The sequence below is a fragment of the Pseudoalteromonas sp. APAL1 genome (genome assembly GCF_021532475.1).
Taxonomy (GTDB): Bacteria; Pseudomonadota; Gammaproteobacteria; order Enterobacterales; family Alteromonadaceae; genus Pseudoalteromonas; species Pseudoalteromonas lipolytica_C.
Map to the genome: position 1 here is coordinate 14688 of NZ_JAKGAW010000018.1, position 21533 is coordinate 36220.

General features: G+C 41.9%; 24 protein-coding genes. 16 read left to right on the top strand and 8 right to left on the bottom strand.

Features of this window, described 5'->3' with window-relative positions:
- Together L1264_RS10630 and L1264_RS10635 are read right to left on the bottom strand one after the other, a co-directional pair.
- Complete coding sequence (locus L1264_RS10630) at positions 1 to 705, bottom strand: response regulator transcription factor (protein ID WP_235403989.1); 705 nt, start codon at positions 703 to 705, stop codon at positions 1 to 3.
- Between the two features lie 165 nt (positions 706 to 870).
- Complete coding sequence (locus L1264_RS10635; protein WP_199527612.1) at positions 871 to 3366, bottom strand: alpha/beta hydrolase family protein; 2496 nt, start codon at positions 3364 to 3366, stop codon at positions 871 to 873.
- A gap of 144 nt (positions 3367 to 3510) precedes the next feature.
- On the opposite strand from L1264_RS10635, the gene L1264_RS10640 reads away from it, so the two are divergent.
- Entirely contained in the window at positions 3511 to 4575 is a 1065-nt protein-coding gene (locus L1264_RS10640) for a hemolysin family protein (RefSeq protein WP_135923198.1), read from the top strand.
- Here the strand turns inward: L1264_RS10640 and L1264_RS10645 are convergent.
- Positions 4572 to 5792 carry an EAL domain-containing response regulator gene (locus L1264_RS10645; RefSeq protein ID WP_135926214.1) on the bottom strand — a complete coding sequence of 407 codons (1221 nt, stop codon included), beginning with the start codon at positions 5790 to 5792 and terminating at the stop codon, positions 4572 to 4574. The genes L1264_RS10640 and L1264_RS10645 overlap by 4 nt on opposite strands.
- Before the next feature lie 176 nt (positions 5793 to 5968).
- On the opposite strand from L1264_RS10645, the gene L1264_RS10650 reads away from it, so the two are divergent.
- Positions 5969 to 6985 (top strand): metalloprotease, encoded by a 1017-nt coding sequence (locus tag L1264_RS10650; protein WP_199527613.1) that lies wholly within the window; start codon positions 5969 to 5971, stop codon positions 6983 to 6985.
- A 53-nt stretch (positions 6986 to 7038) separates the two neighbouring features.
- Here L1264_RS10650 and L1264_RS10655 read toward each other — a convergent pair whose 3' ends face one another.
- Together L1264_RS10655 and L1264_RS10660 are read right to left on the bottom strand one after the other, a co-directional pair.
- Positions 7039 to 8352, bottom strand: coding sequence for a short-chain fatty acid transporter (locus L1264_RS10655; RefSeq protein ID WP_199527614.1), 1314 nt, complete (start codon positions 8350 to 8352; stop codon positions 7039 to 7041).
- A gap of 114 nt (positions 8353 to 8466) precedes the next feature.
- Positions 8467 to 9420: a chemotaxis protein CheV gene (locus tag L1264_RS10660; protein ID WP_199527615.1), complete on the bottom strand. Its 954-nt coding sequence runs from the start codon at positions 9418 to 9420 to the stop codon at positions 8467 to 8469.
- Between the two features lie 144 nt (positions 9421 to 9564).
- On the opposite strand from L1264_RS10660, the gene L1264_RS10665 reads away from it, so the two are divergent.
- Together L1264_RS10665 and L1264_RS10670 are read left to right on the top strand one after the other, a co-directional pair.
- Complete coding sequence (locus L1264_RS10665; RefSeq protein WP_138556646.1) at positions 9565 to 10629, top strand: ion channel; 1065 nt, start codon at positions 9565 to 9567, stop codon at positions 10627 to 10629.
- Positions 10630 to 10672: 43 nt separating this feature from the next.
- Complete coding sequence (locus tag L1264_RS10670; RefSeq protein WP_138556647.1) at positions 10673 to 10885, top strand: hypothetical protein; 213 nt, start codon at positions 10673 to 10675, stop codon at positions 10883 to 10885.
- Between the two features lie 15 nt (positions 10886 to 10900).
- Here the strand turns inward: L1264_RS10670 and L1264_RS10675 are convergent, their stop codons facing one another.
- Positions 10901 to 11932 (bottom strand): cytosolic protein, encoded by a 1032-nt coding sequence (locus L1264_RS10675; RefSeq protein WP_199527616.1) that lies wholly within the window; start codon positions 11930 to 11932, stop codon positions 10901 to 10903.
- An 85-nt stretch (positions 11933 to 12017) separates the two neighbouring features.
- Positions 12018 to 12479 carry an EVE domain-containing protein gene (locus tag L1264_RS10680; RefSeq protein ID WP_235403991.1) on the bottom strand — a complete coding sequence of 154 codons (462 nt, stop codon included), beginning with the start codon at positions 12477 to 12479 and terminating at the stop codon, positions 12018 to 12020.
- 79 nt (positions 12480 to 12558) lie between these two features.
- Between L1264_RS10680 and tesB the strand changes: the two genes are divergently transcribed.
- Positions 12559 to 13416 (top strand): acyl-CoA thioesterase II, encoded by an 858-nt coding sequence (gene tesB / locus L1264_RS10685; protein ID WP_135923208.1) that lies wholly within the window; start codon positions 12559 to 12561, stop codon positions 13414 to 13416.
- Here the strand turns inward: tesB and plsB are convergent.
- The gene (gene plsB, locus L1264_RS10690; protein ID WP_199527617.1) at positions 13413 to 15863 is read right to left on the bottom strand and encodes a glycerol-3-phosphate 1-O-acyltransferase PlsB; all 2451 of its coding nucleotides are present in this window, start codon (positions 15861 to 15863) and stop codon (positions 13413 to 13415) included. The genes tesB and plsB overlap by 4 nt on opposite strands.
- Before the next feature lie 493 nt (positions 15864 to 16356).
- Here plsB and rpsJ point away from each other — a divergent pair, with 493 nt between their 5' ends.
- From rpsJ to rpsQ, 11 genes are read left to right on the top strand one after another with little or no spacing between them, the layout of a single operon-like run.
- Positions 16357 to 16668 (top strand): 30S ribosomal protein S10, encoded by a 312-nt coding sequence (rpsJ, locus tag L1264_RS10695; protein WP_002957900.1) that lies wholly within the window; start codon positions 16357 to 16359, stop codon positions 16666 to 16668.
- A 27-nt stretch (positions 16669 to 16695) separates the two neighbouring features.
- Positions 16696 to 17331, top strand: a complete 636-nt coding sequence (gene rplC / locus L1264_RS10700; protein WP_004588685.1) for a 50S ribosomal protein L3 — start codon at positions 16696 to 16698, stop codon at positions 17329 to 17331.
- A 17-nt stretch (positions 17332 to 17348) separates the two neighbouring features.
- Positions 17349 to 17954 carry a 50S ribosomal protein L4 gene (rplD, locus tag L1264_RS10705; protein ID WP_062568199.1) on the top strand — a complete coding sequence of 202 codons (606 nt, stop codon included), beginning with the start codon at positions 17349 to 17351 and terminating at the stop codon, positions 17952 to 17954.
- Positions 17951 to 18253, top strand: a complete 303-nt coding sequence (rplW, locus tag L1264_RS10710) for a 50S ribosomal protein L23 (RefSeq protein ID WP_135923210.1) — start codon at positions 17951 to 17953, stop codon at positions 18251 to 18253. The genes rplD and rplW overlap by 4 nt, the downstream gene beginning before the upstream one ends.
- 17 nt (positions 18254 to 18270) lie before the next feature.
- Complete coding sequence (gene rplB, locus L1264_RS10715; RefSeq protein ID WP_135923211.1) at positions 18271 to 19095, top strand: 50S ribosomal protein L2; 825 nt, start codon at positions 18271 to 18273, stop codon at positions 19093 to 19095.
- 16 nt (positions 19096 to 19111) lie between these two features.
- The gene (gene rpsS, locus L1264_RS10720) at positions 19112 to 19390 is read left to right on the top strand and encodes a 30S ribosomal protein S19 (protein ID WP_010376377.1); all 279 of its coding nucleotides are present in this window, start codon (positions 19112 to 19114) and stop codon (positions 19388 to 19390) included.
- A 14-nt stretch (positions 19391 to 19404) separates the two neighbouring features.
- Positions 19405 to 19737, top strand: coding sequence for a 50S ribosomal protein L22 (gene rplV, locus L1264_RS10725; RefSeq protein ID WP_004588690.1), 333 nt, complete (start codon positions 19405 to 19407; stop codon positions 19735 to 19737).
- Between the two features lie 11 nt (positions 19738 to 19748).
- On the top strand, positions 19749 to 20450 hold the full coding sequence (gene rpsC / locus L1264_RS10730; protein ID WP_063701047.1) for a 30S ribosomal protein S3: 702 nt from the start codon (positions 19749 to 19751) through the stop codon (positions 20448 to 20450).
- Positions 20451 to 20462: 12 nt separating this feature from the next.
- Entirely contained in the window at positions 20463 to 20876 is a 414-nt protein-coding gene (rplP, locus tag L1264_RS10735; RefSeq protein ID WP_036974208.1) for a 50S ribosomal protein L16, read from the top strand.
- Positions 20876 to 21067, top strand: a complete 192-nt coding sequence (rpmC, locus tag L1264_RS10740) for a 50S ribosomal protein L29 (RefSeq protein ID WP_054552371.1) — start codon at positions 20876 to 20878, stop codon at positions 21065 to 21067. Before rplP ends, rpmC begins: the two co-directional genes overlap by 1 nt.
- Positions 21067 to 21324 carry a 30S ribosomal protein S17 gene (rpsQ, locus tag L1264_RS10745; protein ID WP_135923212.1) on the top strand — a complete coding sequence of 86 codons (258 nt, stop codon included), beginning with the start codon at positions 21067 to 21069 and terminating at the stop codon, positions 21322 to 21324. Before rpmC ends, rpsQ begins: the two co-directional genes overlap by 1 nt.
- Positions 21325 to 21533 lie beyond the last annotated feature (209 nt).

A 21533-nucleotide genomic window follows, 5' to 3' on the forward strand; every position in this document is an offset into this window, starting at 1 on the left:
TTAGATTGAAAGCATGTAGCCTTTACCGCGCACGGTGACAATGCGTTTTTGATCTTTTTCATCGCTGAGCTTTTTACGAAGGCGACCAATTAATACATCAACGGTACGATCGCTTGGACTCCAATCAGGCTGGCCAATTTCTTCGGAAATCTTTTCTCTTGATGTAGCTTTACCTGCATTACCAATTAAGCAGATTAAAACTTTATGTTCTGCTTCAGTCAGGCGTGACTCTTCGCCGCTGGGTGTGATCAGCGTGCGATTATCAGGGTGTAATTTAAAGTTGGCGTACTCAATAAACTCTTCGCTTTCGTCGTTTGTTTGAGAGCTCTTAAGGCGTTTATACAGTGCGCGCATTCTAAGTTCTAGCTCGGGTAAATCCACTGGTTTGCAAATATAATCATCGGCCCCTTGCGCAAGGCCTGCGATACGGTCAGCTTGCGAATCTCGGCTTGATAAAACAATGACCCCAATATCAGTCAGAGCATTTAGTTCTTTGGCAAGTAATAACCCATCGCGCTTAGGTAGCACAATGTCGATAACTGCTAAAGAAATAGCTTGTGAAGAAGCTGCACGAGATTGCACTATGCTCAATGCATCAGCACCTGTTGAATCTATCTCAATGTTAAACTCAGTTTCTTTAAAGTGGTTAAGAATGCGTTTAACGAGCAGTTCGTCGTCTTCAACCAATAAAACTTGAATAGTCATTCGCTTTAATTTCACACTTGATTTGTTGTTATGTTAGCACTGTATGGCGAAGGCTGAGAAGTGTAATGGCGAGGTTTGTAACTATTTCTTACAATTTAATGGCTTAGCGATAGTTGAAAAGGGTGAAAGCTGAGCACTCGCGCAGTGCTCAGCCAAGTGATTAAACTACTTTTCAGGATAAAGATATTGCCACCACTGCGGCTGATCTTTTAAGTTTTTATCGAAATACGCCAGCATGGTGTTCCACCAGTCAAAGCGTTTATCACGCGCAAAAATTTGGTGATCTGCTCCTTTGTATTCGATTAGGTCAACATCTTTACCGAGTAGCTTTAATGCCGTGTACATGTTGTGACTTTCACCAACCGGTACGTTGGTATCTGAATCACCATGAAGGAGTAATAGCGGAGTGGTTACTTTATCAGCATGAAACACCGGACTATGTTGGCTATAAAGTGTAGGGTTGTTCCAAGGGTAGCTATTTTTTGATGCCTCAGCTGAATATAAATAACCCCACCAACCTTGACCCCAGTACGAGGTGATATTTGAGATCCCCGCATGAGCTATAGATGCACTGAACATATCTGTTTTAGTTGCTAGTAGCATGGTCATGAAGCCACCGTAAGACGCGCCCAAGTTGCCAACACGCTTACTATCTACATAGCTATATTTATCCAAAAAGGCTTTTGTGCCGTCAATAATGTCGTTAGCTGTGTACTCACCCCATGCATTTACATGTTTAGCCGAAAACTCTTGGCCAAAGCCAGTCGCACCTGTTGGTTGTATTACGTAAACAACATAGCCGTGCTCTGCCCATAAGTTAAATGGGTAACGACCTGTGAAGCCACGTGTTACTGGTGATGTGCCACCGTAATAATAAACCAGTGCAGGGTATTGTTTTTTGCTATCTAAATCATGAGGTAAATAAACACGACCCTTTATTTCAATGCCATCTTTATTAGTGAAGTTAAATTCTTCAAGTGAGGCTACTTGGGTATTTTCATAGCCAATTGGCTTTGAATCCCACACGACTTTAGCACGGCTCTTGCCTAAGTTGAGCTGCTTAAGTTGCTGTGGTGTTGACGCTGTAGTGCCAGTCACTAAAATGCTTGGATTGCGCTCGTTTGAGTAACTAAATTGCTCAACAACATCAAAGCCTGTATTTACTTTATTGAAACGCTTTTTGCTTAAGTCGTATTGATAAAGTTGAACGGTATCTTGCTCGGTGACTTTAATAAGTGCATCACCGTTTTCTAGTACATTTAACTGGCCGATAGCCGGGTTAAACTCTTTACTTAAAGCGGTTGCTTTTTTACCGTCGCGGCTGAGTAAGTAAAGTTGACCATCATAGTTATTAGCCAGCATGCCTTCAGGAAGGTTTCGGCCTAAGCCATTATTAAAATCTGGGCCAGCAGTGACATAAATACCGTCATCAGTATATTCAGCCTGATTAAAGGTATTAAATTGACCAAGCACCGTGATGGCCGATGTAGCTAGGTTTAGCTCAACAAGCTCTGTTGCAGGCTGTGGTGAAAGCTGCATTGCCTGTGCTGAGCGACTCATTAATACGTGACCATTTTTGGCATCAAAATCTTCAAGTGAATGGCTAAGTGGGCCTTGGCTTAAAATTTTGCTAAGACCTGTTGTGATATCAAGCAAGTATATTTGTGACGTTGTACGAGCATAAGACCAACGGTCTTGCAGGCCTTGATAATGTTTAGTGAGCTTGCCATTGTCTGTTGGTGATTTTGACCAGCTAAAAATTAAGCTGTTGTTATCAAAATATTGAAAGCCACTTGCACCAGAAAGGTTTTTAGCAATCACGCTAAGTTGCATCGTTTTTAGATTTAAACGCTTAAGCTCACCATTTAATAGATACACTAAATTTGTGCTATCAGGGCTCCAAGTAATATTGCTCGGTTGGGCTGACTCAAAGCGATAAAGAGTATTGTTTTTTGCGTCTTTAAGCTCAGTCACGTATTGCGCTTGATTAGCCGTTGCATCTTCGTAATGACGTTGGCTAGTAATAAAGTAATTGCCATTTGGCGCCATTGAAATATAACTTACCGTTGGCGCATCGAATAACTGTTTTGCAGACAAGCCATTTTGTTGTTTAGAACTAAATTGCACAGTATCTAGTTCAGACTTAGCAGTAAAATCAAGCTCAACTTCATTCCAGTTTGCTACTTGCTCAGTGATGATAACAAATTGGTGATCGCCTTGGCTTAAAGCTAACTCATAGCTGTTATTTTTTTCTGTTTGCTTTTCACCATCGATAAACAGCTGTGCGTTTTCAATGCCTTTAAGGGTCAACGAGCCTTGGCTAAAGCGCTCGGTTGATGCAGTAAATTTTAGTGCTTGCAGGCCACCTAATGTAAGGGCGCTTACTTTGTCGAATGATTGCCACTTTATCTCGTCGCCAAAAATACGAATATTGTCGTTATTTTTTTGTAAGCTTGGTACTAAGTTGGCAATAATAGCGTCACGATGTTCGGTTTGATAAGGCTTTAATTGCATATCATCGCTAAGAGGGCCAATAAACTGAATTGCTGAACGTTCAATAGCATCTGCCATAGCTGTTGAACTTAGAGAACAAAGTACAAGTGCGCTAAGCGTGGTTTTTAGCTGAGTTTTTTTGTTCAGCCAAGTGGTTGTAAATGTCATAGTTTCGCCTGTTGAAGGTATGTTTTAGCAATATAGCACGCAGAAAAACTAGCAAAAAGAGCTCTGCGTTAGAATGCTGATGGGTTTGAGGTTCCAGTTATCTGTTGATATGGTGGGCGCTTAGATGAACAATGAGGATGCACAGTGACACTTTTACTTGTTTATATGTTGGTTGCTATTACCGTCTCTTTTTTATGCTCGGTAATGGAAGCGGTGTTATTAAGTATAACGCCAAGCTATGTTGCTATGTTAAGGAAGCAGCAACCTGCATTAGCAAAACGCGTTGCTAAGCTAAAAGACAATATAGACCAACCGCTCGCGGCTATTTTAACGCTTAATACAATTGCGCACACAGCTGGTGCTGCAGGTGTTGGTGCACAAGCTGCAGTGGTTTTTTCAGATGCTGCTGTTGGAATAGCCTCGGCAATTATGACCTTATTGGTTCTTGTACTTTCTGAAATCATTCCGAAAACACTGGGTGCAAATTATTGGCGTGGTCTAACACCTATCGTCAGCATTAGCCTTATTTGGTTGGTGGTCATTTTAAAGCCTTTCGTTTGGTTTGCAGATATCCTCACGCGCTTTTTGGGGCGTAATTATGATGAGGCCTACTATATTCGCCAAGAAATTGAAGCCATGGCTGATATAGGCACAGAGTCAGGGGCACTTGGTCACGACGAATCTGAGATTATTAGGAGTCTGCTGCGTTTTCGCCACGCTAAGCTAGATACCATAATGACGCCGCGTACTGTGCTGTTTAAAGTGCATAAAGATTTAACTGTTAATCAGTATTTGTCTGAACATGGCTCATCGTCATTCTCTCGGGTGCTGGTATATGACAAAAATGGTGATGATATTATCGGCTTTGTACATAAAAACGATATTATGCTGGCGTATCATCGTTTAGGTGAAGACTATAAGATAAGTAAGCTGGTTAAACCAATTTATACAGTGCCAGAGACCCTGCATGTGCCAACGCTACTTGAAACCTTATTGTCAGGGCGAACCCATATTTGTTTAGTGGTTGATGAGTACGGAGATGTTCAAGGGATTGTGACCTTAGAAGATTTAATTGAGGCGCTGATGGGGCTTGAGATTGTTGATGAACATGACCAATCTGCAAATATGCAAAAAGTGGCTAAGCAGCGTTGGCGACAGCGCTTAGCACGAAGTAATACCATTGTTAGTGATGACAAGCGGGAGCCTTAGCGACGCTGCCCGGTCGCTGTTTTGACCATTTGCCGCCATGAGATTGACCAATTTAAAAAATCTTCTTTGGCTTTCGGGCGGCATAACAAAAAGCCTTGCATTAAGATAAATTCTTTATAGCGGTCTAAGTATTCGAGTTCTTCTACTCGCTCGATCCCCTCGGCGACAATAAATAAATCTTCTTGAATAGCAATATTCACAAGACTACTGACAATGACTTGAGAAAATTGGTCAGTTTCAATATTACTGATCAGCGTTTTATCTATTTTAATCTCGGTAAATGGTAAGGTTTTCAATTGTTGTATGTTGGTAAAGCCGGTGCCAAAGTCATCAAGAGAAATACCAAATCCTCGCATTCTTAATCTGTTTAGTGATTCTAACTGTGCTGCGGTGCGTAAGGCGTATTGCTCGGTTATTTCTAAAATAACTTCACCTGGGGTGAGGTTATTTAAATGTAATATTAGTGCCAATTTATCTGGGCAGCTTAAGTCTTCGAGTTGCGAAGGCGATAAATTAAAAGCCAGTTTTAGGTTAGGATGAAAATGTTCTTTGATTTCAGCAAAGTCGTTGGTCGCTTTTTCAAAGAGCTGAAAGGTAATAAGGTTAATTAAATCTAAATCCTCGGCAACACAAATAAATCGCTCAGGTAGAATTATTTCCTCTTCTTTACTTGTATTTATTCGCGCTAATACCTCAATACTTTCGACACGGTTATCGTGGCGATTAATTTTGGGTTGGTAAAATGGAATTATTTCGTTGTGACTAATCGCATGAAGTAACAGCGACTCAGAAATAGGGGATTTTGTCCGCTCTACGTGAAATGAAAAATGCTCAAGTTTTTGCAGCAACAAATAAACCTGATTCAACTGCACGGGTTTAGATATATTACCAATCAGATGGGCATTATTTTTACGGGCAATATCAGCTGCTAAATCAATTACTTTGGGATCCATTTCAGAAATGATCGCAATAGCACCATGGTATTTCATTGCGCCTAAATGACGGATCAATTCCATACCATCCATATCGGGCATTTTTAGATCAGTAAAGATAGCATCAAAGAAGTGAGGCGCTTTTTTTACTTTTTCTAGAGCTTCTTCTGCACTTAGGCAGGTAGTGACATGGCTAATTTCCAGCTCATTCAAAATAGCCTGCATAACAATAAGAATTGCTTTGGAGTCATCGACTACGAGAATATGCCTATTTGACTTCACTATATTCACTCCTTGAACGAGAACACTATACTTAAAAGTAGTAGATAAATATTAGTTAGTCATGTTTTTTGGTTGTTTGTGTGCTGGACAGAGTAATTTAAATAGTAGAAGCCTCTCTCTCGTAATTTATTTTGTCCTACGTATAATAGCCGCACTCTTATCTAGTATTTTTACAGATTATGGCAAGACTTCAGTTGAGCTTAGCAAATGAAACCTTCACTTTGCATTTACACGGCTCGCAATTAATACAGTTATTCCATCAACAGCAAGCTATTGCATTTGATAACCCGACTCAGAATAAGTATGAATTTGATTTTCAAGGACAAAAAATTAGTTTAGATACCAGCAAAGTGCATGAAAAAAGCTTAGCTATTTATGTTAATCAGCAATTAGTTAGTGAACTTGCACTTCCTGCGGTAGAAGACGCTGAACCAAAACGCGGCATCATTGGCCTGCTAGCACTGGGCTTTAAATTATTTAAAAGTGCAAAAGTAGTGAAAGCTGCTTTAGCGGGTGCATCAGTTGCTGGTTACGCATGGCTTTTTTCTATTGAATTTGCTTTGATGTTAATTGCTTGCTTGGTTGTGCACGAATATGGTCATGTGCGCGCTATGAAATATTTTGGCATTAAAACTAAAGGTATTTATCTTATTCCGTTTGTCGGTGGCTTGGCCGTTTCCGACGATAAAATTACCACCCGTTGGCAAGATGTGGTGATCTCTCTAATGGGGCCTGCATTTGGCTTAATTACCTCAGTACTCGGAGTGGTGCTTTACTACGCCACTGAAATGGAAATATTCGCCGGTGTGGCAGTACTCAGTGCACTGTTAAACCTATTTAACTTGTTACCTATTTTGCCCTTAGATGGCGGTCATGTACTTAAAAGCATTAGTTTTTCTATGCGTTCTTGGGTCGGCTTAAGCGTGTGCTTATTAGGCGTGTTATTTGGTTTATGGTTGAGCTATACCTTCGGTTTAATGCTCCTCGTGTTCTTCTTGTTTGTTGGCGCGCTTGAAATTGTATTTGAATGGCGTGGTCGTCATTATTCACACTTAATCCCTCTTGATACTTACGGGCAAGGTTTTTCAGCGGTCATGTACGCATTGGTTGTTGCAGGCCACGTTGCGGTGATGATGCATTTTGCTGATTCAGAAAGCGCAATCCTAAGCCTACCTATGAAGATTTTATCGAGCTAAGGATTACATATTAAGCACTGAGTGGGCTAAAACTCAGTGCTTTTGCATTCGTACTAAGGATAAAAACTCAGCATTAACGATATAAACACGCCGGTGATGATCAGCTGCACAAGGCAAAAGCCCATGATGTCTTTTGCTTTTAAGCCAGCAATAGCAAGTACGGGGAGTGCCCAGAACGGCTGAATTAGGTTAGTCCAGGCATCGCCCCATGCAACGGCCATTGCAACACGTGGCATATCAGCGCCAAGTGTTTGTGCTGCAGGAATGACAATTGGCGCTTGCACTGCCCATTGGCCGCCGCCTGATGGCACAAAGATATTCACAAACCCGGCACTTAAAAAACTCCAAAAAGGCAGCGTTTCGGCTGTTGCAATGGCAATAAATCCTTCAGAGATTTGTTGAGCAAGTCCCGTTTTTACCATAATCGCCATGATCCCGGCATAAAACGGAAATTGAATCACAATACCAGCGCCACTGGGGATTGCTTGCTGTAAGCTTCGGAGTAAATTATGAGGTGTTTGATGCATTAAAATTGCGCTAAATAAGAAAATCGCGATCACGCTATTTAAATTTAAGCCGCCTCCGCTTAGCACAAAATAATAGAATAAATAGCCAAGGCCAACGGCCCCTATCCCCATTCCTAATAAACGACTATGCTCTATTACTTCGGCAGGGCGGGTAGGTGTTGCTATTTGCTGCGTTTCATCATCAAGCTTTGCGGGGTCAACATAGACGCTGTCTTTCTCGTTTGGCAGCATGTAGCGATTTACCAGCGGCATGATAATAAACAAGCCCACAACAATAGCGATATTAAATGTCGAAAAGATCGTGTTTTCGGTGCCAATTACACCAATACTTTGCTCTGCAAAGTGGCCGTCGGTCGCGATTGTCAGCGGCACTGAACCGGCTAAGCCGCCATGCCAAACAATAAAGCCTGAATAGGCACTAGCAACCAATAATCGGTAATCAACGCGGGTTTGTTTTGCAATTGCTTTGGCGAACAAAGCGCCTATGACTAAGCCAAAGCCCCAGTTTAGCCAGCTCGCTAATAAAGAAACGAGCGTCACGAGTATAATTGCTTTGGCTGGAGTATTTGCTAATGTCGCAAGTTTATTGAGTATGCTGCGCATAACTGGAGTACTCGCTAACATGTAGCCAGTTAGAAGTACTAGCAGCATTTGCATGGCAAATTGTAATAGGTTCCAAAATCCACCACCCCAAGCCGCGAGCACTTGTGTGGGCGTTGACGGCGTAAAGAGACTCGCAACGATAAAGCTCAGCAAGGTGAGTAATATAACAAATACAAACGGGTCGGGTAGGTAACGCTCTACTAGTTTAGTGAATGGTTTGGCAACGCGATTTAGCATAGTTTTTATTGTTGTCGTCGAATCGATAAAGCCAATAAATCATGAATAACGATGATTGGCAAATTGCGACGTCGTTGCTTTAGCTTATATTAATAAAACAAATGTTAAAAACTATTACTGAGCATCTTGTTCTAGCACGGCTTTTAAGCGGGCTTGTACTTCTTCCACTAACAAAATTGGCTGGAACTTAGATAAAAAGGCATTACAACCAACCTTCTCAACCAGGGCTTGGTTAAAGCTACCACTGAGTGATGTGTTAAGCACGATGTATAAGTTCTTCATTCGGCTGTCGTTGCGAATTTCGTGGGTTAAACGGTAGCCATCCATTGCTGGCATTTCTGCATCGGTGATCACCATAAGTAATTCTTTTTCGACATCTTTGCCCTGATCAGCCCAGCCTTTTAACATTTCGAGTGCTTCGAGTCCGTTACGAGCAGGAATAATTTCGATGCCGAGTTGCGATAAAGTATCGCTTACTTGTTTACGAGCCGTTGGTGAATCATCAGCATGAAGAATTTTGCGGCCTGCAAATTCGTTCACGATACTCTTATCAAGAATATCTTCAGAAATATGTACTTCGTACTCAACGATTTCGGCGAGCACTTTTTCTACATCGATTATTTCAACCAGTTGCTCTTGGCCATCGCGTTTCACCTTCGTTAAGGCTGTTAGATAATGATTTTTACCAATCGCAGTTGGTGGCGGCATAATATCAGACCATGTCATATTAATGATTTGATCAACCTTGCCAATTAAAAAGCCTTGTACGGTACGATTGTATTCAGTGATAACGAGGTTTGTATCTTCAATGTGTTTAGCTTCAGGCATGTTAATCGCTCTACGTAAATCAATCACAGGAATTGACTCACCGCGAATATCAACTACACCTGACACTTTCGGGTGTGCGTGAGGAATTTTGCTGATATGAGGCAGTTTAACGACTTCTTTTACTTTAAAAACATTAAGAGCAAATAAGTGGCGACTGTGGAGGTAAAATAGTAAAAGCTCTAAGCGGTTTTCACCGACTAGTTGCGTACGCTTATCAACTGAAGCAAGAACACCTGACATATTTCACCCAAAACAACTAATACAGAGATATTATAGTCTACTATTATTTTTCATCGACATGCATTAGTAATTTCAATCTGTTGCCAAAGAGCAAGCATTCCAGTACCGTATCGTTAATTTCCACCACTGTAAATTGCAAGGATTATGCACTATTTATTAAATCGTATAGTGGTACTTATCCGCAGTCATATTGATCAAGTAAGTTGGCAGGCTGTGGTGGTTACCACGCTTTTGCATATGCTACTTATATGGTGGCTGCTTATGCTTGCAGGAGAGCAAGCTTTAACACCACTAAGTACCTACGTTTATTATTATGTTGTAACAACATCAACAGTTGGCTATGGCGATTTTAGTGCCAGTACTGAGCTTGGCCGCTGGGTTGTTGCATTACTACAAATACCTTTTGGTTTAGCATTATTTGGCGTTCTGTTAGGAAAAACAGGGCAAACAGTAACTTACTTAATCAGGCGCGCTATGACGGGTGATAAAAGCTTCGCACATATAAACAATCACATTATTATTTTTGGTTGGCACGATACTCGTACTAAGAAGATGGTTGACTATATTCTAGCCGATCAAAAACGCTTAGATCGTCGTATTCTATTGGCAGTTACTGAACAAATGGAGCATCCATTTTTAACAAATCCGATGGTTGATTTTGCACGCCTAAGTAGCTTTACCGACTTAGATGAGTTGCAAAGAATCGCAATTGAACGCGCCGATAAAATTATTATTGATGGCCAAGATGATGACCAAACGTTTACTACGGCACTGCGCATAAGTAAGTTGGTAAATAAGGATTGTCATATTAGCGCGCATTTTACTGACGAAACCAAAATCGAAATGCTACATGAGCTCTGTCATAATGTTGAATGCAGTAGTGCCAAGTCAGCCGAAATCTTAGTGCGTTCAATGCAAGATCCGGGTTCGAGCCGTGTGCAAGAAGAGTTGTTATCAACACTTCATGGTGATACTCAGTTTAGTTTGCCTATTCCAAAAGGCGTGCAAGCAATGGAGTTTGGCAAGCTGTTTCATCACTTTAAATACAGCCACGATGCTATATTACTGGGTGTAGCACATAATTTAAGTGCAAAAAATATGGATTTAAATCCGCCACTTGACTATGTAGTCAGTGAAGGAGATATTTTGCATTATATCGCTGCGGAGCGTGTTTTGAGTGACGAAGTTGATTGGTCAGCGTTGGTATAGTACCAATCCGCAATAATACTTTTAATTAAGCGAATTGGTATTTATGAATGAAGTTGCGTTTTTAATTATTGTTTTGAGTGCCTACATTTTACCTGTGGTCATTGTGCTCAATAGTAAACGTACTCAAGGCCACGAAAAGAATGCTTGGTTAATTGGTATCATTTTCTTTTCGTGGTTAGCTTTAGTGATGTATTTAACTATTGTGCCTAAACACGGGCGGGTCAAAAAACACCGTAAAATAAAAACGAAGGGTTAACTTACAGCTACTGTCTCACTTCAACTGTTTCAATTTATGATCTATCAATGGGTCATCAGGTGAAAGTTGCTGCGCCACCTCTAAAATCTTTATTGCATCGTTTGGGTGTTCATCCTGATGCTTGATTGCGACATCAATAAGCGGCTGAACATCAATTGTGCCATTTTGCTCTTGAATATGCTCAGCTTTTTCTTCAGTCAAAATTGTGTGTGCCTTACTAAGTAAGGCTAAGCGGTGTGCCGAACCGTTGTTGGCTTTATTGAGCCGACGATAATAGTCTTCTTTAAAACGTAACGTTTTTGTCTGCTGTCGAAATTGAGCAATATCGACTTGCTGGTGGCTAATAAAATCAACAGCAACATCTTTATAAAAACCAAATTTATTCAAGTATGTAGCATGAACGCTGTGGCCCATACCGAACACCCGTAAATGGGTGAGTTGTGGGTAGCGTTTAGCATGAGCTCGGTCGATACGATTGGTTGGATCGTAGATGATATAGCCTTTAGCATGACCTAGGTCTAAATCGTGATAATCACCGTTCCAGTCAAATTTTTGTGCGATATCTGTGCTTGAGCGGTCATCCCATGGGGCTTTGTTTTTATTTTTTGTGCTGACAGGATGAAATAACAAGACTTTATCAAGCTTTAATAGATTGGCAAATGCGCCAACAGCAAAGCCACCACGACTCAAGCCATATCCTAATCGTTCTTTAAATCCGCCAATCAATGGCGCTAATTGCTCAATAAAAAACAATAGGTTGCGGTGTCTAAACCAGTTACTAATACCTAAATGTTGGAAGGCAATTACATTCACAGCTTGTTTTTTCGCAAGTTTATAGGCCCAAGGCGAAAAATCATCTGTGAGATCATGTTCTTGGTAGTTGGTTCCCGCTGGTGAGAAGGTGAATAGCAGAGGTTTATTTGCGTCGATGATATGATACTTCACATATACATCACCGAGTAAGTCACCACCGGTAAAAGGGACTCGGCTTTGTTGTTGCTCATGTGGGAGATGGATCCACTCATCTAACCAATATAATAATTTCATACATCCCCCAAGATACCTCTAAAATAAAGGGACAGAATTATAGCAAAAATCACTGCTCATTAAAAATGCACGCCTTTTTAATGTGTTATTTTTCGCTCATAGCTATAATCTGTTGCCAATCATGTTCAGTTACTGGCATCACAGATAATCGACCGCCTTTTTTAAGGGCTATTTCGGTAATGGACTCATTGGCTTTAATTGCTTGTAGGCTAACAAGCTTTTTAAGGTGAGATTTATAAGTAACATCGACCACAAACCAGCGCGGGTTATCAGCAGTTGCTTTAGCGTCGTAGTAATCGCTATTTAAATCAAACTGAGTTGGGTCGGCATAGGCTTCACGACTGACCGTGGCTATTCCTGCGACACCTACATGTTTACAACTTGAATGATAAATCATTACCAAGTCGCCTTGTTTAATGCCATCGCGTAGAAAGTTTCGCGCTTGATAATTGCGCACGCCATCCCACATAGAGGTTTGCATAGGTGCGTTTTTTAAATCATCAATTGAAAATGCATCAGGTTCGGTTTTAAAAAGCCAATAAGCCATAATGGGGTGCTCTTACAAAGATTTACTTCCAATTAGTCTATAGTATCATTAAACGCTTGTCGGGATTGAGGATAAATAAATGAGCCAAGTATTAGATGACTTACTGTCATTAATGTCGTTAGAAGAGATTGAGCAAGGCTTGTATCGCGGGCAAAGCCAAGATTTAGGGTTTAGAGCTGTTTTCGGTGGCCAAGTAATGGGGCAAGCCTTGTCGGCAGCCAAAGAAACATTACCTGAAGGGCGTATAGTTCATTCACTGCATTCTTATTTTTTACGTCCAGGTGATGCGAGCAAACCAATCGTTTACGATGTAGAAAATATTCGTGATGGTAAGAGCTTTAGTACCCGCCGTGTAAAAGCTATTCAATATGGTAAGCCGATTTTTTACATGACTGCTTCGTTTCAAGGTGAAGAGGACGGCTTATCACACCAAGCGCAGATGCCCGATGTCCCACAGCCTGAAGAATTAAAGTCATCGCTTGAGTTTTACCAAGCGAATGCTGAACTTATTCCTGAACCAATTCGCAATAAGTTTATTCGTGAAGTACCAATTGAAATGCGTCCAGTGACCTTTCATAACCCATTTAAACCACAAGCAATGGAACCCGTTAAGCATATTTGGTTTAAAGCCAATGGTGAGATGCCTGACGATCAGCGTATTCATAACTACTTACTTGCGTATGCGTCTGACTTTGAGTTTTTACCAACGGCATTACAGCCGCACGGTGTATCGTTTATGCAGCCGAATATGCAGGTTGCGACGATTGACCATGCAATGTGGTTTCATCGCCCGTTTAGACTAGACGATTGGATTTTATATTCGATTGATAGCCCAAGTGCGAGCTCTGGCCGTGGTTTGGTGCGAGGTCAGTTCTTTGACCGTCAAGGCAATTTGGTTGCCTCAACGATCCAAGAAGGGGTCATGCGTCAGCGTTAATCTTTTGCGTGCTGAGCTTGGCTTTGCACTATATCGTCAATTGACTGCCAGACTCGTGCTGGCAGCAATGCCTTCAGATATAAATACACTTCACACAGCTCATTGCTACCCGTTAAGCCTTGCTCTGTTTCGGTAATTAGCTTTTGCTCTCGCAAGCTTGAGATAAAACCAATAAGTACTTTTTTGTCAAAGAACTCCGGCGTTTTAATGCCGTGCAAGGTGCCTAAACGCTCTGCTAACACTTGGTTTTCGTGCTCAAGTTCTTCACGCTCAATACCGCTACTGGTTTGAATAAAACCAACCACGATAGCGTAACGCTGTAGCGTTAAGCTTAAGGCGCGACCAAGCATTTCGAGTTTTGCTAAGCAGTCGTTGCTATTGGTGATTTTGATATTATCACCTTCAATTTCAATAAGGTCTTGATCAACAAAGCTTGCGAGCACGCGAGTAATGTAGTTTTCATCTAGCTCATGCAAGAACCACTCTTTAGCGAACAGCGGGTAAAAACGTGCAATCAAGGCATGGCAATCTGCCATGGTAGTTTGATGTGCTTTGAATAAATGCAGCGCAAGCAAGCTTGGTACAGCAAATAAGTGCAATACGTTATTACGGTAGTAGTTGAATAGCGTCTTTTCTTTGTCGTTAATAGCGATAATTTCGCCAAATTCATCACTGATGACGTCAAACTTATTAAGTTTAAGTGCATGCTCTAATAGCTGTTCAGCACTTTCGTTAGGTGTTGTTACCTTGTCGCTGTAACTTGCGCTGCGTTGTAAATGTAGATAAAACTCAAGCTGCGCAATCAACTTAGGCTTACTTAACGCATGTTTGTCATTCACCAATAAAATCATCGCGAGTAAATTCACCGCATTGAGTGCAGCGGCACTATTAATATTAACCATGACTTTATCGGCAAGATTCGCTACCTGCGGTCCAAGCCATTGTGGCTTTTGTACATCGGTTGGGTGAATAGACTCGCGCCAATCAGGTTGCTGTTCATTAAGGTATTGATTTATCGAAATAGGATCACCAAAATTTAAGTAACCACGACCATAGTTTTTCAGGTTTTTAATGGCTTTAAAAATCCCCAAGACCGACTCACCTTTTTTATCGTTACCGGCCAGCTCTTTTAAGTAAGTATTAATTTCCATTACGTGCTCATAGCCGATGTATACAGGCACAATAGAAATAGGGCGATCTATGCCACGAAGCATGGCTTGCAACGTCATGGCGAGCATACCTGTTTTTGGTGGTAACAAACGACCAGTACGGCTACGGCCACCTTCAGTGTAAAACTTCACTGAGTAGCCTTTAATAAATAACTGGCTCAGATACTCTTTAAATACTGATGAATATAACTTGTTGCCCGCGAATGAGCGGCGAATAAAGAAAGCACCACTACGACGGAAAATACCACCTGCCGGGAAGAAGTTTAAGTTGATACCAGCGGCTATATGCGGTGGTACTAAACCTAAGTGATAAATAGAGTAGGTCAGTAATAAGTAATCCATGTGCGAGCGGTGACAAGGCATATAAATAATTTCATGGCCTTTATCAGTGAGCTCGTGAACTTGCTCTGAAAACTTAATGTCGATGCCGTTATAAAGTTTATTCCACAGCCAAGTTAATACACGGTCAGCAACACGAATGGTGGCATCGCTGTAATTGGCAGCAATTTCATCAAGTAGCTTCAGCGCATTTTGACGAGCTTGCTCTTGGCTGATGTTTTTTTCTTTTGCTTCTATTTGAATCGCTTTTTTTATTGTTGGTGATGCAAGTAGCGAATTAAAAAGCTGTTCACGCGATGGCATTTTTGGCCCTGTAGCAGCCAGTTTTTGACGACGAAAGTGCACACGAGCTACGCGTATTAACTTATGTGGTAGCTCATCAACATCGGCTTTTTCATTGACTAATAAAGATAAGTCGAGTGGTTGGCTAAATCGAATAAAGTTATCACGCCCAGAAAATAGCAACACAAAGAACTTGCGAAACCAGCTGGGTGTTAATGAATGAGACACCAAAGTACCTAAACCAGGCTTTTCTTTTCCTGGGTTACGACCCCATAAAATGGTCACCGGGATCACTTGGACGTTTTGCTCACCAGATTGCATTAGGTGGTCAATAATGTGTTTGCCTTGCTGCAAGGCATTACTTGGTTTGCTTTTATTACCAAATAGCGGTGGTGGGTTTTGAATACCAATAAAGCGGTTGAGTTCGGCATTACCTAATAACTGCTCTTCGGTTGGGTCAGGTAAGCCATATTTTTTACATACCCGCGCCAGTGCCGCTAAATCAGAGCGCGCATTCAGCCTCACAATATAAAAAGTTGGATTGGCAGGGTTTAGATTGTATTGTTCAATAGGGTTCTCAGGCAGAACTTTGCTTTTTACTAGCAAGCGGTTCATCCCAGCAGAAATAGCATTTAAACAACGATTAATGATACGCATCAACTCACCAAAGTTTTATACCAACTAGGTTTAGTGCCTAAGACAGCTCACTTTATTAAGCCAATTGGTATTAGTAAATATACAGTAGACCACATGCGGTCAAAATAAGCGGCATAGAATAACAATTATTAACTGGACTGACCATTGCAACATTGTATGGCTTTTTGTTTCTTTACCTAACTATAGTAAGCAAAGACATACCTTGGCTGAATTTAGTTCTATTTCATTTAAATTTCATTTTGATAAGGCGTCGAGTGTATTAATTCTAAAAAGTTGTTGCATTTATCACCAATATAACTATAATACGCAGGCTTTCAAAATTCCCTCGGGAACTTGGAAGGAAAGATTAAGCTTGGATTTCAAGCTAATAAACAGGAATTCCGATTTGGAATTCAACGTAGATATAAGAGAACAGCCGACATCTTAGTTAGTAAGATTGTTTCGGTCGTTTTTTTATGCTCTTTTTAAATGCTCTTTATATTGAGGTTTAAGAATGTCAAATCAACGCATTCGTATTCGCCTAAAAGCTTTTGACCACCGTTTGATTGACCAATCAACGGCGGAAATCGTGGAAACTGCGAAACGCACTGGCGCTCAAGTACGTGGTCCAATTCCACTACCTACACGCTTTGAACGTTTTACTGTACTAACTTCACCGCACGTTAACAAAGACGCGCGTGATCAGTACGAAATCCGCACCCATAAACGTCTGATCGACATCGTAGAACCAACTGACAAGACTGTTGACGCTCTTATGCGTTTAGATCTTGCTGCTGGTGTTGATGTTCAAATCAGCCTGGGTTAATCGGAAGATTAGAGAGGTTTTAGGAAAATGGCATTAGGTCTAGTCGGTCGTAAAGTGGGTATGACACGTATCTTCACTGAAGATGGTGTATCTATCCCTGTGACAGTTATCGAAGCGACTCCTAACCGCATTGCACAGATCAAATCTGACGCAACAGACGGTTATAACGCGCTTCAAGTAACCGCAGGCACTAAAAAAGCAAGCCGTGTAAACAAAGCAGCAGCGGGTCACTTCGCTAAAGCTGGTGTTGAAGCGGGTCGCGGTCTGTGGGAATTCCGCCTAAATGGTGGTGAAGGCGATTTTGAAGTAGGCGCTGAGCTTACTGTTGAATTATTCAACGAAATCAACAAAGTTGACGTAACCGGTACTTCTAAAGGTAAAGGTTTCCAAGGTGGTGTTAAGCGCTGGAACTTCAGCATGCAAGACGCTACTCACGGTAACTCTCTATCTCACCGTGCTCCTGGTTCAATCGGTCAAAACCAATCACCTGGTAAGGTGTTTAAAGGTAAGAAAATGGCCGGTCACATGGGTGCTGAGCGTGTAACGACTCAAAACTTAGAACTAGTTCGCGTTGACGCTGAGCGTAACTTGCTTTTAGTTAAAGGTGCAGTACCTGGCGCTATCGGCGGTGACGTTATCGTTAAACCAGCTGTTAAAGCATAAGTCCTGGAGATTTAGTGATGGAATTAGCAATTAAAGACGCTTCTGGCGCTCTTGAAGTTTCTGAAGCTACTTTTGGACGTGAGTTTAACGAAGCATTAGTACACCAAGTAGTTGTTGCTTACGCAGCAGGTGCTCGTCAAGGTACTCGTGCTCAGAAGACACGTTCTGAAGTTAGCGGTGGTGGTAAAAAACCATGGTCTCAAAAAGGTACTGGCCGTGCACGTGCTGGTACAATTCGTAGCCCAATTTGGCGTTCAGGTGGCGTTAGCTTCGCAGCTAAACCACAAGATCATAGCCAAAAAGTAAACCGTAAAATGTACCGCGGTGCGATCAAAAGCATCTTATCTGAATTAGTTCGTCAAGAGCGTTTAATCGTTGTTGAACAGTTTGGTCTTGAAGCACCAAAAACTAAAGAACTAGTTGCTAAGCTTAAAGAACTTGAGCTTAAAGATGTTCTAATCGTGACTGAAGAAGTAGATGAGAATCTTTTCTTATCGGCACGTAACCTATACAAGGTTGACACGCGTGATGTAGCTGGTATCGATCCTGTAAGCCTAATCGCTTTCGATAAGGTACTTATTACAGCTGCTGCTGTTAAGCAACTTGAGGAGGCGCTAGCATGATCCGTGAAGAACGTCTTTTAAAAGTGATCCTTGCTCCACACATCTCTGAAAAAAGCACTATCGCTGCTGAAGAGAACAACACGATTGTTTTCAAAGTAGCTTCTAATGCAACTAAAGCTGAAATCAAAGCTGCTGCAGAAAAGCTTTTTGAAGTAGAAGTAACTGGTGTTCGCACACTAAACGTTAAGGGTAAAACAAAACGTACTGGCATGCGTTTCGGTCGTCGTTCAGACTGGAAGAAAGCTTACGTTACTCTTAAAGAAGGTAGCGAGCTAGACTTTGTCGGCGGCGCCGAGTAATAAGGGGAGTTAGAATTATGGCACTTCAAAAGTGTAAACCAACTTCTGCGGGTCGTCGTCACCTGGTTAAAGTGGTTAACCCAGATTTACATAAGGGTAAACCTTACGCACCACTACTAGAGAAAAACTCTAAGTCTGGTGGTCGTAATAACAAAGGTCGTATCACGGTTCGTCACATCGGTGGTGGTCACAAGCATCATTACCGTGTAATCGACTTTAAACGCACTAAAGATGGCATTCCAGCTGTTGTTGAGCGTCTAGAGTATGATCCAAACCGTAGCGCAAACATCGCTCTTGTATTATATGCAGACGGTGAGCGTCGTTACATTATTGCACCTAAAGGCTTAAAAGCGGGTGATTCAATCCAGTCTGGTATTGATGCACCAATCAAACCTGGTAACACGTTACCAATGCGCAACATGCCTGTAGGTTCGACTGTTCACAACGTAGAATTAAAACCAGGTAAAGGCGCGCAAATCGCACGTTCTGCTGGTGCATACGTTCAAATCCTTGCTCGTGAAGGTCAATACGTAACTCTACGTCTTCGTTCTGGCGAAGTTCGTAAAGTTCCATCTGACTGTCGCGCAACACTTGGTGAAGTAGGTAATGCTGAGCATATGCTTCGTTCACTAGGTAAAGCTGGTGCAAATCGCTGGCGTGGTATCCGTCCGACAGTTCGTGGTGTTGCCATGAACCCGGTAGATCACCCGCACGGTGGTGGTGAAGGTCGTACATCTGGTGGTCGTCATCCTGTGTCTCCATGGGGTAAACCGACTAAAGGTGCTAAGACACGTAAGAACAAGCGTACTGATAAATTTATCGTACGTCGTCGTACTAAATAATAGTTGAGGAATAGCCATGCCACGTTCTCTCAAGAAAGGTCCTTTTATTGACCTACACTTGCTGAAGAAGGTAGAGAAAGCGTTGGAAAGCGGTGACAAGAAGCCAATTAAAACTTGGAGCCGTCGTTCAATGATCATACCTAACATGATCGGATTGACCATCGCTGTCCATAATGGTCGTCAGCACGTTCCTGTGTTTATCACAGACGAAATGATCGGTCACAAACTAGGTGAATTTGCACCAACTCGCACTTACCGCGGTCACGCTGCGGATAAGAAAGCGAAGAAACGTTAAGAGGAGAATGATAAATGCAAGCATTAGCTAAACATAAATTCGCCTCTGGTTCGGCGCAAAAAGCACGTCTAGTTGCAGATCAGATCCGCGGACTTCCGGTTGATCGCGCTCTAGAAATCCTGGCGTACAGCCCTAAAAAAGCGGCTGTATTAGTTAAGAAAGTACTTGAGTCTGCTATTGCTAACGCAGAGCATAACGAAGGTGCTGACATTGATGAGCTTCGTGTAACTACGATCTTTGTGGACGATGGTCCTACAATGAAGCGTATTATGCCACGTGCTAAAGGACGCGCTGACCGCATCCTTAAGCGTACAAGCCACATCACTGTTGTGGTTTCAGATAGCTAGGAGTATAAGTAATGGGACAAAAAGTTCATCCTACTGGTATTCGCCTAGGTATCTCTAAACCTTGGGTTTCTACCTGGTACGCGAATTCAAAAGATTTCTCTGATCAGCTTTTTGGCGATCACAAAGTACGTGCATTCCTAACTAAGGAATTAAAAGCGGCTTCTGTGTCTAAAATCGTTATCGAGCGTCCAGCTAAATCTATCCGTGTAACAATTCACACAGCTCGTCCTGGTGTTGTTATCGGTAAAAAAGGCGAAGACGTTGAAAAACTACGTCAAGCAGTAACTAAGATTGCAGGTGTTCCGGCTCAGATCAATATTTCTGAAGTTCGTAAGCCTGAACTTGATGCACAACTAGTAGCTGACGGTATTGCGTCACAGCTAGAGCGTCGTGTTATGTTCCGTCGCGCTATGAAGCGTTCGGTACAAAATGCAATGCGCATTGGTGCAAAAGGTATCAAAGTTGAAGTTAGCGGTCGTCTTGGCGGTGCTGAGATCGCACGTTCAGAATGGTATCGTGAAGGTCGTGTACCTCTACATACTCTACGTGCTGATATCGACTACGCAACTTCTGAAGCCTTAACCACTTATGGTATCATTGGTGTTAAAGTTTGGATCTTCAAAGGCGAAGTTATTGGTGGTTTACCACTAGTACAAGAGCAAGAGAAGCCAGCTAAACGCGCGCCAAAGAAAGCCAAAAAAAGTGCTAAGTAGAGGTAGCGAGTAATGTTACAGCCAAAACGTACAAAATTCCGTAAAATGCACAAAGGCCGCAACCGCGGTTTAGCGCAAAACGGTAACAAAGTAAGCTTCGGTACTTTCGGTTTGAAAGCTACTGGTCGTGGCCGTATGACTGCTCGTCAAATCGAAGCAGCTCGTCGTGCTATGACACGTCACGTAAAGCGTCAAGGTAAAATCTGGATCCGTGTATTCCCAGATAAGCCAATTACGAACAAGCCATTAGAAGTTCGTATGGGTAAAGGTAAAGGTTCTGTTGAATATTGGGTTGCTGAAATTCAACCTGGTAAAGTACTTTACGAAATGGAAGGTGTTTCTGAAGAGCTTGCTCGTGAAGCATTTAACCTTGCAGCGCGTAAATTACCATTCACAACAACTTTCGTAACTCGGACGGTGATGTAATGAAAGCTAGCGAACTAAAAGACAAAAGCGTAGAAGAGCTAAACGCTGAACTTCTAGGACTTCTTCGTGAGCAGTTCAACCTGCGCATGCAAGCAAGCACTGGTCAGTTAGCTCAGACACACACGCTAAGAACAGTACGTCGCGATATCGCGCGTGTAAAAACAGTTATTAACCAGAAGGCAGGTCAATAATGAGCGATAAAATCCGTACTCTTCAAGGCCGTGTAATCAGCGACAAGATGGATAAATCTTTCACTGTTGCTATCGCACGTTACGTGAAGCACCCAGTATATGGTAAATTCATCAAACGTACGACTAAACTACACGTACATGACGAAAACAACACAGCTCAAACTGGTGACGTAGTTACTATTCGTGAGTGTGCTCCTATTTCTAAGACTAAGTCTTGGACTTTAGTAGACGTTGTTGAACGTCCAAAGCAAGCTTAATTTTTAATTAAGTTTACTTACTAAAAAGCCCCGGCATTTGCTGGGGCTTTTTGTTTTTAAAATAAAGCTATCAGCTTTGAGACGTCAGTTGAGCGTTAGACTTGTTTGCTGCAGAGTTTCCCGCTGCTGTAAAACCTCATATGGCACTCATGCTGAATCCAAATCATCTCTACGAATAAACTTGAGCTAGAACCTTAAACTTTACTCTT